At 72.3% G+C, this 12,802-nt stretch carries 11 protein-coding genes; 2 read left to right on the plus strand and 9 right to left on the minus strand.

Annotated elements, in window-relative coordinates:
• Nucleotides 1–18: 18 nt before the first annotated feature.
• The 3 genes from ACZBH1_RS00565 to ACZBH1_RS00575 are packed head-to-tail and all read right to left on the minus strand — an operon-like array spanning nt 19 to nt 1,987.
• Entirely contained in the window at nt 19–387 is a 369-nt protein-coding gene (locus ACZBH1_RS00565) for a hypothetical protein (RefSeq protein WP_336399094.1), read from the minus strand.
• Nucleotides 384–1,307 carry a tRNA pseudouridine(55) synthase TruB gene (gene truB / locus ACZBH1_RS00570; protein ID WP_463645181.1) on the minus strand — a complete coding sequence of 308 codons (924 nt, stop codon included), beginning with the start codon at nt 1,305–1,307 and terminating at the stop codon, nt 384–386. The genes ACZBH1_RS00565 and truB overlap by 4 nt, the downstream gene beginning before the upstream one ends.
• Nucleotides 1,307–1,987, minus strand: coding sequence for a nucleoside/nucleotide kinase family protein (locus ACZBH1_RS00575; protein ID WP_463645182.1), 681 nt, complete (start codon nt 1,985–1,987; stop codon nt 1,307–1,309). Before ACZBH1_RS00575 ends, truB begins: the two co-directional genes overlap by 1 nt.
• A 69-nt stretch (nt 1,988–2,056) precedes the next feature.
• Here ACZBH1_RS00575 and ACZBH1_RS00580 point away from each other — a divergent pair, with 69 nt between their 5' ends.
• Nucleotides 2,057–2,923 carry an HhH-GPD family protein gene (locus ACZBH1_RS00580; protein WP_463645183.1) on the plus strand — a complete coding sequence of 289 codons (867 nt, stop codon included), beginning with the start codon at nt 2,057–2,059 and terminating at the stop codon, nt 2,921–2,923.
• Between the two features lie 69 nt (nt 2,924–2,992).
• Here the strand turns inward: ACZBH1_RS00580 and rbfA are convergent, their stop codons facing one another.
• The 5 genes from rbfA to ACZBH1_RS00605 all read right to left on the minus strand — a co-directional run bounded on the left by rbfA (nt 2,993) and on the right by ACZBH1_RS00605 (nt 9,704).
• Entirely contained in the window at nt 2,993–3,427 is a 435-nt protein-coding gene (gene rbfA / locus ACZBH1_RS00585; RefSeq protein WP_336399098.1) for a 30S ribosome-binding factor RbfA, read from the minus strand.
• Nucleotides 3,428–3,488: 61 nt separating this feature from the next.
• Nucleotides 3,489–6,311, minus strand: coding sequence for a translation initiation factor IF-2 (gene infB / locus ACZBH1_RS00590; protein WP_463645184.1), 2,823 nt, complete (start codon nt 6,309–6,311; stop codon nt 3,489–3,491).
• A 91-nt stretch (nt 6,312–6,402) separates the two neighbouring features.
• Nucleotides 6,403–6,654 carry a YlxR family protein gene (locus ACZBH1_RS00595; protein WP_336398607.1) on the minus strand — a complete coding sequence of 84 codons (252 nt, stop codon included), beginning with the start codon at nt 6,652–6,654 and terminating at the stop codon, nt 6,403–6,405.
• A gap of 34 nt (nt 6,655–6,688) precedes the next feature.
• Nucleotides 6,689–7,678 carry a transcription termination factor NusA gene (gene nusA, locus ACZBH1_RS00600; protein ID WP_463645185.1) on the minus strand — a complete coding sequence of 330 codons (990 nt, stop codon included), beginning with the start codon at nt 7,676–7,678 and terminating at the stop codon, nt 6,689–6,691.
• Between the two features lie 103 nt (nt 7,679–7,781).
• On the minus strand, nt 7,782–9,704 hold the full coding sequence (locus ACZBH1_RS00605; RefSeq protein WP_463645186.1) for a lipase family protein: 1,923 nt from the start codon (nt 9,702–9,704) through the stop codon (nt 7,782–7,784).
• Nucleotides 9,705–9,813: 109 nt separating this feature from the next.
• Here ACZBH1_RS00605 and ACZBH1_RS00610 point away from each other — a divergent pair, with 109 nt between their 5' ends.
• Nucleotides 9,814–10,650 (plus strand): DUF1206 domain-containing protein, encoded by an 837-nt coding sequence (locus ACZBH1_RS00610; protein ID WP_463645187.1) that lies wholly within the window; start codon nt 9,814–9,816, stop codon nt 10,648–10,650.
• A 63-nt stretch (nt 10,651–10,713) separates the two neighbouring features.
• On the opposite strand, the gene ACZBH1_RS00615 is transcribed toward ACZBH1_RS00610, so the two are convergent.
• On the minus strand, nt 10,714–12,741 hold the full coding sequence (locus ACZBH1_RS00615) for a PhoX family protein (RefSeq protein WP_463646635.1): 2,028 nt from the start codon (nt 12,739–12,741) through the stop codon (nt 10,714–10,716).
• Between the last annotated feature and the right edge of the window lie 61 nt (nt 12,742–12,802).

Below are 12,802 nucleotides of genomic sequence, written 5' to 3' on the forward strand. Positions count from 1 at the left end.
GCCCGCTCGGGGTCTCGCTCACGCGACCTGGACGGTCCAGATGACCTGCATGCGCCACACCATCACGGCGATCGACAGGGCGGCGATCCCCATGATGACCGTGCTCCACCGGCTGCGCTCCAGCAGCGCCCATGCGACCGCCGCGAACGGCAGCAGTGCGGCCGACACCAGATACACCCAGAACTCCAGCAGGCTCCCGGTCGGCGGGTTGCCGACGAACGGCGCCACGATGGCCACCACGATCTGCACGACGAGGAGCAGCTCCACCAGCGCGAGCGAGCCGACAGTCCAGTCGCTCGGCCGGCGTCCGGCCAGTCCGGCGATGATGCAGAACAGGCCCGCCGCGACGGCGACGACGACCTGCGCGATCGTGAACCACAGGATCATCCGGCTGCCTCCTCGGGCATGTTCATGGCGCTCTTGACGTCGTCCCCGCGGCGTTCGACGATGCCGACGAGCACGCCGCCGGGGTCGACGGCGGCCATGGGTCCCGCGCCGCGCAGCCGTCCGGCGGCTCCGGGCAGCCGCTTGCCGTGGCGGAGGTCGCGCGCTTCGTCGGCGGTGACCTCCAGCCGGCCCAGCACCGCCGCGGCCGCGGCCGCCGGTGCGAGCAGAGGCGCGTCGGCGATGCCGTCGACGGCCGCAGCGGCCGCGACGTCGAACGGCCCCACCCGCGTCCGCCGCAGCGCGGTGAGATGACCGCCGACCCCGAGCGCCTCGCCGAGGTCGCGCGCGAGCGATCGGATGTAGGTGCCGCTGGAGCACTCCACGACGACGTCGAGGTCGACCACTCCCCCGCCCTTCACCGCGTCGCCGGCGCGCCCTGCCGGCAGGCGTCGCTGTGCGACGACGTCGAAGCGCGACACGGTGACCTCGCGGGCCTTGAGCTGCACGTCCTCGCCGGCGCGTGCCAGGTCGTAGGCCCTGCGCCCGTCGACCTTGATCGCCGAGTATGTGCTCGGCACCTGCGAGATGCGGCCGGTCAGCGCCGCGACGCGCGCCGCGATGGCGGCGGGCTCGAGGGACGAGGCATCCGTCGCCTGTACGACCTCCCCGTCGGCGTCGTCGGTGGTCATCGCCACGCCGAGCCGGATGGTGGCTTCGTAGGTCTTGTCGAGCCCCACCACGAACGTGAGCAGACGCGTCGCCCCCTCGACGCCCAGGACGAGCAGCCCCGTCGCCATGGGGTCCAGCGTGCCGGCGTGGCCGATCTTGCGCGTGCCGAGCGCGCGGCGGGCCCGCGCGACCACGTCGTGCGAGGTGATGCCGCCGGGCTTGTCGACGAGGAGGATTCCGGGCGCCGCCATCAGCCGTGCCCGACGATCCGAGGGCGGGCGAAGTCGGTGTTGTCGACGATGACGGATGCCGCCTCCCGCGGCCGCGCCTCGTCCAGATAGAGCTCCTGCCCCTGCCGGTAGCGCGCGTTGGCGGGCGCGTCCGGATCCGGGTCGGATCCGTCGCGCAGCGCCATGCGCGCGAAGGCCGTCTCGAACGGGACGTCCAGCCAGATGGACCAGTCCCAGAGATCGCGCAGCTGCGGCCGGTTGAGGAAGATGCCGTCGATGACGAGCACCGCGTCCAGCGGAGCGGTGACCCACTGCGACTCGACCGGCGCGTCGCGCACGACGTCGAACGCGGCGAGCTGGAACCCCGTCGCCGCCGCGGTCTGCGCGCCGTCGCGGAAGGGGTCGATGAGCACGCGGCGGAACGTCGGGTAGTCGTACGAGTCGAGGTAGAACCCCTCGGGGCTGCGGCGGCCCCGGGCGTATCGATCGATGCGCGGCCGATGGAAACCGTCGATGCCCGCACGGAAAACCGCATCGCCCGTCTCGGCGAACACCTCGGCCAGACCGTCGGCGAACACGGTCTTGCCGGCGCCGTCGAGCCCGTCCACCGCCACGATCACGCGCCCGGCGGGGCTCTGCCGGCGCACCCGGTCGCGGAGGTCACGCCACAGCGTCGTGGTCGGCGTGACGGGAAGGCGCATGGTTCCAGCCTACGGCGCGCGGGCCGAGCGCCCCGCCCGGTCACGTGCCCGCCGCCTAGGCTGGAGCGCATGCCCGACCTCGCCGCACCGCTCGTCGAGTGGTACCGCGACAACGCCCGGGACCTCCCCTGGCGACGGCCGGGCTTCGGGGCGTGGGGCGTGCTGGTGAGCGAGTTCATGCTGCAGCAGACGCCGGTCAAGCGGGTCATCCCGCATCTGGAGGCGTGGCTCGCGCGCTGGCCCGCGCCGGCCGATCTGGCCGCGGCCGCTCCGGCCGACGCCGTGCGGCAGTGGGCCAACCTCGGGTACCCGCGTCGCGCGCTGTGGCTGCATCGCGCCGCCGTCCAGATCCGCGACCGCCACGATGGCGTGGTGCCGCGTGACGTCACGGCCCTCCTCGCGCTGAGCGGCATCGGCGACTACACCGCGCGGGCCGTGGCGGTCTTCGCATACGGCGACCGCCACCCCGTCGTCGACACCAACACGCGCCGTGTGCTGGCCCGGGCCGTCGACGGCCGCGCGCAGCCGGGCCCGCCCTCGCGGCGCGACCTCGACGCCATGGCGGCGATCCTTCCGGACGACCGCGCCCAGGCGGCCGAGGCGAACGCCGCCGCTATGGAGCTCGGCGCGACCGTCTGCGTCGCCCGCGTCCCGCGGTGCGACGCCTGCCCGCTCGCCGACCGGTGCGCCTGGCGCGCCGCCGGGTATCCCGACACCGGCGACGACCGGCGCAGGCAGGCACGGTACGAGGGCAGCGACCGTCAGGCCCGCGGCGCGGTGCTGAAGATCCTGCGGGATGCCGGGACCCACGCGGTCGCGCTGAGCGACGTCGTGCCCGACTGGCCGGACCCGCTGCAGCGCGACCGCGCGATCGACTCGCTCATCGCGGACGGGCTGGCCGAGGCATCCCACGGATTCCTGCGCCTTCCGTCGTGACCCCGCCCGCACACGACGAGACGCCGCGACCGGTCTGACCGGTCGCGGCGTCTGCAGCCCTCGGGAGGGTCAGTCCTCGTCGTCGAGCTCGCGCGGCTTCACGTACGGGTCGGCGTCGCCGGCGTACGTGGCGGACGAGGCCATGCCGGCGACCGCCTGGTCGCGCTCGCGGGCCTCGCGGAGCAGGTCTTCGATATGACCGGCGTTCTCGGGGATCGCGTCGGGGATGAACTCCAGCGACGGGGTGAGCCGCACGTTGAGATGCTTGCCCAGCTCCGAGCGCAGCATCCCCGTCGCGGACCTCAGCGCTGCCGCCGACGCCTCGCGCTCCTCGGCCGAGCCGAGCACCGTGTAGAACACCGAGGCGTGCTGGAGGTCACCGGTCACGCGCACGTCGGTGATGGTGACGAACCCGAGCCGCGGGTCGCGCAGCCCCTTCTCGAGCCGCTCCGCCAGGATCACCCTGATGCGGTCGCCCAGGCGGGCCTGTCGCTCTGATGCCATGATGACTCCTTTCGAAGCGTGAGGGACGCCCCGTTCCCGGGGCGCCCCTCACGTCCGCGACCTACGCGCGGGGCTTCTCGACCATCTCGGTGGTCTCGATCTCGTCGCCCACCTGGATGTCGTTGTACTTGCCGAGGCCGATACCCGCCTCGAAGTCCGTGCGGACCTCGGTGACGTCGTCCTTGAACCGGCGCAGCGACTCGATCGCCAGGCCGTCGGCGATGACCACGCCGTCGCGGATGACGCGCGCCTTGGCGTTGCGCGTGATCGTGCCCGAGCGGACGATGACACCGGCGATGTTGCCGAACTTCGAGGAGCGGAACACCTCGCGGATCTCGGCCACACCCGACTGGACCTCTTCGAACTCCGGCTTGAGCAGGCCCTTCAGCGACTGCTCGACGTCGTCGATCGCGTTGTAGATGACCGAGTAGAACCGGACGTCCACACCCTCGCGGGAGGCGCGCTCGCGCGCCTTCGTGTCGGGGCGCACGTTGAAGCCGATGACGATCGCGTTGTCGATCGTCGCCAGGTTGATGTCGGACTCGGTGATCGCACCGACGCCGCGGTGGATGATCCGCAGCTGCACCGAGTCGTCGACCTCGATCTTGAGCAGCGACTCCTCCAGCGCCTCGACGGCACCGGACACGTCGCCCTTGATGATGAGGTTGAGCGACTCGACCTTGCCCTCTTCGAGAGCGCGGGTGAAGTCCTCGAGCGAGATGCGCTTGCGGGCCTTGGCCAGCTGGGCGTTGCGCTCGGCCGCTTCACGCTTCTCGGCGATCTGGCGGGCGGTGCGGTCCTCCTCGGTCACGATGAACGTGTCGCCGGCGCGCGGCACCGAGTTGAGACCCTGCACCTGCACGGGACGCGACGGGAAGGCCTCCTCGACCGCGTCGCCGTTCTCGTCGGACATCGCACGGACGCGGCCGTACGCCGTGCCGGCGACGATCGCATCGCCGACGCGCAGCGTTCCGGACTGGATGAGCACGGTGGCCACCGAACCGCGACCCTTGTCGAGCTTCGCCTCGATCGCGACACCGCGCGCGTCCTTGTTCGGGTTGGCCGTGAGGTCCAGACCCGCGTCGGCGGTGAGCAGCACCGCGTCCAGGAGCTCCTGGATGCCGGTGCCCTGGCGAGCCGAGACGTCGACGAACATGACGTCGCCGCCGTACTCCTCGGCGACCAGGCCGTACTCGGTGAGCTGCTGGCGCACCTTGGCCGGGTTGGCGTCGGGCTTGTCGACCTTGTTCACCGCGACCACGATCGGCACATCGGCCGCCTGGGCGTGGTTGAGCGCCTCCACCGTCTGCGGCATGATGCCGTCGTCGGCGGCGACCACGAGGATCGCGAGGTCGGTCACCTGCGCACCGCGGGCACGCATGGCGGTGAACGCCTCGTGACCCGGGGTGTCGATGAAGGTGATCGCACGCTCGATGCCCTCGTGCTCGGTCCAGACCTGGTACGCACCGATGTGCTGCGTGATGCCGCCGGCCTCGCCCGCGACCACGTTCGTCTGGCGGATGGCGTCGAGCAGCCGCGTCTTACCGTGGTCGACGTGACCCATGACGGTCACGACCGGAGGCCGGATCTCGAGGTCCTCCTCGTTCTCCGCCTCCAGCTCGGCCTCGAGGTCGAGACCGAAGCCCTCGAGGAGCTCCTTGTCCTCGTCCTCGGGCGAGACCATCTGGATCTTGTAGCCGAGCTCCTCGCCGAGCACCTCGAAGGTGGCCTCGTCGAGCGACTCCGTCGCGGTCGCCATCTCGCCCAGGTTGAACAGGATGGTCACGAGCGTGCCGGGCTGCACGGTGTAGCCGCGCAGCGCCTCGAGCTTGTCGGCGAAGTCGGCGATGGACGCGCCGCGGCGAAGGCGGATGATCTCGCCGTTGCCCTTCTGGACGTTGACGCCGCCGACGACCGGCGCCGACCGCATCTCGAATTCCTGCCGCTTGGCACGACGCGACTTGCGCTGCTTCGACTTGCCGCCGCCCTTGCCGAAAGCTCCGGCGGTGCCACCGCCGGGACCGCGGCCACGACCGCCGCCTCCGCCGGGACGACCGGCGAAGCCGCCGGGAGCGCCGCCGCCGGGACGCTGGAAACCGCCACCGGCACCGGCACCGGCGCCGCCCGGACGACCGGGGCCGCCGGGACGCTGCTGGAACGGCGCGCCGGGACGACCGCCGCCACCGGGACGACCTGCGCCACCCGGACGGGGAGCGCCGGGGCGCGGGGCGCCGGGACGCGGAGCCTGAGGACGCGGGATGTTGCCGGGGCTGGGGCGCTGACCCATGCCCTGTGCCGACGCGAACGGGTTGTTGCCCGGACGCGGGCCCGCGGGACGCTGACCCATGCCCTGCGACGATGCGAAGGGGTTGTTGCCGGGGCGCGGCGTTCCGCCGGGGCGGGGCGGCTGCGGCGTGGCGGCAGCGGGGCCGGGCTTGGGCCCGGCGGGTGCGGCCGGCGCGCCGGGGGTCTTCGCCTCCGGAGCAGCCGGGGCCTCAGCAGCCGGAGCCGCAGCGGGCGCCTCGGCGGCCGGAGCAGCAGCCGGCGCCTGCGCGGCCGGAGCCGCGGGCGCGGCCGGCTCGGCGGCCGGAGCGGCCGGGCGCGCGGGTCCCGGCTTGCGGGCCGGACCGGGCTTCGCCGCGGATGCCCCGGGCTTCGCAGGGGCGCCGGGCGTGGCGGGCTTCGCCGCCGCGGGCGCTGCGGCAGCGCCCTTGCCTGCACCGTCCGCCTCGAGGGCGGCGCGGAGCTTGCGAGCCACGGGGGGCTCGATGGTCGACGAGGGGCTCTTGACGTATTCGCCGAGCGCCTTCAGCTTCTCGAGCGCGACCTTGCTGTCGACGCCGAGCTCGGAGGCGATCTCGTGCACGCGTGGTTTGGCAGCCACAAATTCTCCTGTCTGGGTCCACCCAGACAGGGCAGACCGTTAGTCGCGGACGGGTCTCATTTCGAGCCGTTCACTTTGTTTCCATAGCCGTTCAGCCTTTTCGCTGGATGTGCTCTTCGATGGTCTGCGTGTCAAGCGGGCCTGACACACGCAATGCCCGCACGAAGGCGCGGCGCCGGATGGCGGCATCCACGCACTCCTGCGTCTCGTGCACCCACGCGCCTCGTCCGGGCATCGATGCGCGCTCGTCGAGGACGAGGACGGATTCGATGGAGACCACTCTCAGAAGAGCGGACCGGGGAGCACGCGTGCGGCATCCGACGCACGTTCGTACAGGATCCATGGTACACCGACCGGCTGGGAGCCAGCGCCGACGGTCACCCCTCCTCGAGGATGGAGTCGGGCTGGATGTCGATCTTCGCGCCGGTGAGCTTGGCCGCAAGGCGTGCGTTCTGCCCCTCCTTGCCGATGGCGAGCGACAGCTGGTAGTCCGGCACGAGCGCGCGCACGGCCTTGTTCGAGGCGTCCAGCACGAAGCTCGACGTGACCTTCGCCGGCGACAGGGCGTTCGCCACGAACTTCGCCAGCTCCGGGTCGTAGTCCACGATGTCGATCTTCTCACCGCCGAGCTCCTCGGTGACGGCCCGGACGCGCCGGCCCAGCTCGCCGATGCAGGCGCCCTTGGCGTTGATCGAGGGGTCGTTGGCCTTGACCGCGATCTTCGTGCGGTGACCCGCCTCGCGGGCGAGCGAGACGATCTCGACGAGGCCGGCGGGGATCTCGGGGACCTCGAGGGCGAAGAGCTTGCGCACGAGGCCGGGGTGCGTGCGCGAGACCGTGATCGAGGGGCCCTTCGCGCCCTTGGCCACCGACGTCACGTAGACGCGCAGGCGGGAGCCGTGGGCGTAGTCCTCGCCCGGCACCTGCTCCTCCGGCGGCAGGATCGCCTCGACGGTGCCGAGGTCGACGTGCACCATCCGGGGGTTCGGGCCCTGCTGCACGACGCCGGCGACGATGTCGCCCTCTTTGCCGCGGAACTCCCCGAGCACGGCGTCGTCGGCGATGTCGCGCAGACGCTGGCTGATGACCTGCTTCGCCGCGAAGGCCGCGATGCGCCCGAAGTCCTCCGGGGTCGACTCCTCCTCGCCGATGACGGCGCCTTCGTCGTCGCGGAGCGGGATGAACACGGCCACGTGACCGGTCTTGCGGTCGAGCTGCGCCCGTGCGCCCTCGGGCAGCTCGCCGGTGGGCGAGGTGTGCTTGGCGTAGGCGGTCAGGATCGCCTGCTCGATGATCCGCACCAGCTCGTCGAAGGGGATCTCCTTCTCGCGCTCGACAGTCCGCAGCAGTCCGAGATCGATGTCCACAATGGCCTCCGTATTCAGCTCTCACCGGCACGCGCCGCGCGCCGGAACCCTACAACGTTACCGGATGCCGACTCCCCCGGCGCGAGGAGCCGGTCGGCGCCGATCACCGCGGGCAGTCGTCGACGTGCGTGGCCGCGCGACCGAATCGCGCCTCGGTCCAGTCGATGATCACGGGCACGAAGGCGGAGCCGGGCAGCAGTGGACGGAGGTGGTCGTAGCCGCGGTACTCGAGGCTGCGCACCTGCTCCCCCAGCGCGCACAGGCGGTCCACGAAGTCCTGCTGCAGGCGGGGCGGGATGACTTCGTCCTGGTCGCCCCAGGCGATGAGGATCGGATGCCCCCAGGGCCCCGTCGGCGTGTTGTCCTCGAGCCGGCGGCCCAGGGGTCCCGCGGTGAGGTCGCCGACGTACAGCGGGCGGTCCTCCGACACCCCCAGCGCGGTCGCCACCGACACGACGACGCCGGGCTCCGAGGGGCAGCGCTGCGTCATCTCCCGGACGATCGCCTCCGAGCCCGGGGCGATGTAGCGGTTCAGGTCGACGTCGGGATACGTGTCGGCGTACGGGACGAGCACCCAGGAGATCAGGATGGACAGCAGCACGTTGGCATCGCCGCGCGTCAGCTCCTCCGCGAGCTTCACCGGCTCTGCCGCGGGGGCGAGCAGCGCCGTCCCGAGGATGTCGAGGTCGGGCGCGTAGTCGCCGGCGACCTGCGACATCCAGAGAGCCGCGTGGCCGCCCTGCGAGTGGCCCCACACCACCGTCCGGCGGGAGAGGGTGAGACCCTCCAGCTCGTCGGCCGCGATCACCGCGTCCAGTGACGACCGCGCTTCCCCGCGCCCGATGAGGTAGGGGAAGACCCCGGGCGCGCCTTGGCCGGAGTAGTCCGAGGCCACGACCACCCAGCCCTCGGCCACCGCCCGATCGAGCCCCGGGATCGCCCATCTCGTCGCCGAGGCGTCCCGCAGGCTCGGGGCGCAGCCGCGCGCGACGCCGGTCGTCCCGTGGTTCCACGCGACCACCGGGCGCGGACCCGGCGGCGGGTCCTGCGGCATGATCACGAGGGCGCTCGCGACGGCCGGCTGCCCGAGCGCGTCGCGCGTCGTGTAGAGGATGCGCCGCACCTCGGCGTCCGGCGGCTTCTGACCGGAGAAGTCGTCCGAGCGGATCAGACGGCCGTGCTCGTACGGCACGACGTCGGGCGGATCGTAGAACCCGTCGACCACCTGCGCGCCGTCCTGGAACCAGGAGTTCGCCCACCAGCCGCCCGCGGCCAGCCCGACCAGGAGCGCCGCCAGCGCGTAGCGGCCCGCGGCGAGCCAGGCGGCGCGGGTGCGCGACGGCCGCTTCGGCGGGGTGGCGTCGCCGGCGGCCGACGACGGGCGCGAGGGCGCGGCATCCGCCTTCCGACGATGGCCCCGCACCCCGCCCTGCGCACCCGACGGCACGGTCCGTCGCCCCTCGACGAACGCGCGGACCGCGCGCACGAGCAGCGTCGCGCCGAAGACGATCGTGCGCACGCCGAACACCACCGCCACGACGAGCACCGTGACGTCCGGCCATGCGTACGAGAGGATGCCGAACGCGATCTGCGCACCGCCCCACACCGCCGCCAGCACGCGCTGGCTGACCGTGCCGCGGGCGATCGCGTCGTACAGCGAGGCCAGCCCGCCGAGTACCAGCAGCACGGCGATGAGCTGGGGCAGCAGCTCGAGTGTTCGGCCGAGTCCGAGCAGGACGGCGAGGCCGAGCGCGACCCACGCCGCGCCGAACAGCACCCGCGACCACAGCGGCGTCTCGGGTGCCGAGAGCATGCGGGCGACGCCGGAGAAGATCGCACTCAGACCGACGTAGATCGTCAGCAGCAGCAGCGACGTCAGCGGCCGCGTGACGATCAGCAGCCCGGTCAGCAGCGCGAGGGCGCCCACGACGACCAGCACGACCGGTGAGGCACCGCGCACCACGCGCGGGACGATGCTCCATCCGGACGCGGCAGCCCTGAGGTCCGCGCGCATCATCCGCACCATTTTAGGTCAGCCGTCCGGCGAGCCCTCCCGCGGTCGCCCGTCCGATGGACCATCCCGGTACCCGCGTCAAGCCCGTGCAGGGGCCGGGAGCGCGGTCTAGCGTGAGGGGGTGGAGAGCACCGACGGCGTGAGGCAGGGCGCCAAGCAGCTCGCGCGCGAGGCCGAGTCGAACACCGTCTTCGAGGTGATGGCGCGAGCGGGCTACGCGGCCAACGGCGTGATCCACGCCCTCATCGGGATCATCGTCCTCGTCATCGCCTCCGGGGGTGACGGCGACGGCGACCAGGCCGGCGCGCTCAAGGCCGTCGCAGGCGCGCCCGCCGGCTTCGTGCTGCTGTGGCTGGTCGCGGGCGGGCTGTGGGCGCTGGCTGTCTGGCGCGCCGGTCAAGGGCTGCTGGCTCGCGACTGGACCGGCGACACGAAGGGAGCGGCCCGTAAGTGGGGGCGGCGGGTGGCCGAGTGGGGCCAGGCGGCCGTCTTCGCGGCACTCGGCGCGATCGCCGCCGCCGTGGCGCTGGGCGCCCGACCGGACGGCGAGCAGGCCGCCGAGACGGCGAGCCAGATGCTGCTGCGGATCTGGGGCGGGTCGATCGTGCTGTTCCTCATCGGGCTCGGCATCGGCATCGGCGGGATCGCGTTCATCGTCATGGGCGTGCGCCGGAGCTTCCGCAAGCGGATCCGGATCCCCGAGGGCAAGCGCGGACGCAGCGTCACCATCCTCGGCATCGCGGGCTTCGTGGCCAAGGGTGTCGCACTGACCATCGTCGGCGTGCTCCTGGTGGTCGCGGCCGTCGGCACGGACGCCGAGGTCGCGGGTGGCCTGGACGGCGCGGTGGATGCGCTCCTGGACCTCTTCCTCGGTCCGGCGCTCGCATGGATCGTCGGTCTGGGGCTGATCGCCTACGCCGTGTTCACCATCGCACGGGCCCGCCTCGCCCGGATGTGACCGCGCGACGAGGGCGACGCCGCGCCCCCGGGGTAGGGGGCGCGGCGTCGCAGTGGGGACGGGTCAGGCGCGGTACACCTGCACGACCGAGGGGCGCGGCGCGTTCGGCGCATCGCCGGGCGCCGCGGAGCCGTAGTCGGGGAACCGCGACGTCGGGGCCGCGTACGAGCCGTCCTCGCCCGGATGCTGCACCGCGACGAAGAAGAGTCCCTCGGCATCGTGGATCACGGGGCCGCACGTCTCGGCATCCCGCGGCACCGCGAGGAACTGCTGCACGTGACCGCGCTCGGCCCCCTCGAGCGGCACGAGGAACAGCCCGTCGTTGTAGCCGATGGTGCTCGGGGCGCCGTCGGTCGAGATCCACAGATTCCCCGCCGAGTCGAACGCGACGTTGTCGGGGCACGAGATCGGCGAGACCAGCTCCTTCGGGAAGCCCGCGAAGTACGAGTTCGCGAACACGGCGGGATCGCCGCACAGGAGCAGGATGCTCCACCCGAACGTGGTGCCCGACTGGCCCTCGGTCTCGGTGAGCTCGACGACGTGGCCGTAGCGGTTCCCCGTGATGGGGTTCGCCTCGTCGAGCGTCGCAACGGAGCGGGCCGAGTTGTTCGTGAGCGCCAGGTAGACCTTGCCGGTCGTGGGGTGGGGCTCGACGTCCTCGGGGCGGTCCATCTTCGTCGCGCCCACGGCATCCGCCGCCAGACGCGTGTAGACGAGCACCTCCTCGGTCGAGAAGCCGGGGACGACCGACTGCCCGTTCTGCGTGAGCGGGATCCACGTGCCGGAGCCGTCGAACAGGCCGTCGGCCGGGAGGACGCCGGTGCCGGTGATCTGCGCGGCCGGCGAGTTGCCCGCGAACTTCGCGACGTACAGGTCGCCCTCGCTGAGCAGCTCGAGGTTCTTCTTGCGCGACCCGGAGATCCGGTTCTTCGAGACGAACTTGTACAGGTAGTCGTTGCGCTCGTCGTCGCCCATGTAGGCCACGACGCGGCCGTCCTCGGCGACGGTGACGTTGGCGCCCTCGTGCTTGAAACGGCCCATCGCAGTGTGCTTGCGCGGCGTCGAGGTCGGGTCCTGCGGGTCGATCTCGACGATGTAGCCGAACCGGTTCGGCTCGTTGACGTAGTCGGGGCTGTGCGCGTCGAAGCGCGGGTCGTAGGTCTCCCACCCGGTGGACGTCGAGGTCGACGACGTGGACTGGTAGCGCTTCTGCGCGGGGGCGTCCGCCGCCCAGGCGAAGTACCCGTTGAAGTTCTCCTCACCGGAGAGGATCGTGCCCCACGGCGTCGTCCCGCCCGCGCAGTTGCCGAGCGTTCCGTGCACCCAGCGACCCTCGGGGTCGGCGGCCGTCTTCACGAGGTCGCTGCCGGCTGCGGGGCCCGTGAGCTCGAAGACGGTCTCGACGGTGATCCGGCGGTTGCGCGTGCCGCCGACGACGTACGACCACGGCTCGCCGGTGCGCGTGCGCGTGATCTCCACCACCGACATGCCCATCGCGGCCTTGTAGATGTCGCCGCGACGCCGCCGCTCGGCCGGGTCGGTCGTGGGCGGGAACATGATGTCGGGGTTCACGTACTCGTGGTTGGTGACGAGCACGCCGGTCTTGCCGCTCGGGTCCGCGAGGATGTCGAGGTAGTCGCAGTTGTAGCCGAACTGCAGGGCCTGCGTCGTGGGCGTCTGGGCGGCGATGTCGAACACCGGAGCGTGGGAGAACAGCGGGTCGCCCCAGCGGATGATCGGCTGCCACGTGTAGCCGGAGGGCACGACGACCTCGTCGACGAAGCGGTTGACCGGCGCGATCGGGTCGAACGCAAGGCCCCCGCTCACCGGACGGGCGAACGCGGCACCCGCTCCCCCGACGCCGGCCGAGCCCGGGCCCGAGAGCGGCGCCTGCCCGCGCGTGGCCCCCACCGCGATCGCGACCGCGCCGGCGGCGCCGAGGCCGAGCAGCGCGCGCCGCGACAGCGCGGCGGCGGCGACCTGCTGGAACGTCTCGTTCTGCGACGGGTTGCATTCGGGCCCCAGGCACGCGTTGGCGCACTTGTACTGGCACGTGACCGCGAGGCGCTTGCCTCGCGCGTGGTCGGCCATGGGGAGGGAGCGGCGGAATCCTTCGACGATGCTCACGATCGTCCTCTCTGCGTTCGAGACG

Source organism: Microbacterium sp. ZXT2-5 (assembly GCF_055329545.1).

What these genes read in the sequence shown, in the direction of transcription:
- ACZBH1_RS00565 (WP_336399094.1), bottom strand. Translation starts at nt 387, where the DNA reads ATGATCCTGTGGTTCACGATCGCGCAGGTCGTCGTCGCCGTCGCGGCG.
- truB (WP_463645181.1), bottom strand. Translation starts at nt 1,307, where the DNA reads ATGGCGGCGCCCGGAATCCTCCTCGTCGACAAGCCCGGCGGCATCACC.
- ACZBH1_RS00575 (WP_463645182.1), bottom strand. Translation starts at nt 1,987, where the DNA reads ATGCGCCTTCCCGTCACGCCGACCACGACGCTGTGGCGTGACCTCCGC.
- ACZBH1_RS00580 (WP_463645183.1), top strand. Translation starts at nt 2,057, where the DNA reads ATGCCCGACCTCGCCGCACCGCTCGTCGAGTGGTACCGCGACAACGCC.
- rbfA (WP_336399098.1), bottom strand. Translation starts at nt 3,427, where the DNA reads ATGGCATCAGAGCGACAGGCCCGCCTGGGCGACCGCATCAGGGTGATC.
- ACZBH1_RS00595 (WP_336398607.1), bottom strand. Translation starts at nt 6,654, where the DNA reads ATGGATCCTGTACGAACGTGCGTCGGATGCCGCACGCGTGCTCCCCGG.
- ACZBH1_RS00605 (WP_463645186.1), bottom strand. Translation starts at nt 9,704, where the DNA reads ATGGTGCGGATGATGCGCGCGGACCTCAGGGCTGCCGCGTCCGGATGG.
- ACZBH1_RS00615 (WP_463646635.1), bottom strand. Translation starts at nt 12,741, where the DNA reads ATGGCCGACCACGCGCGAGGCAAGCGCCTCGCGGTCACGTGCCAGTAC.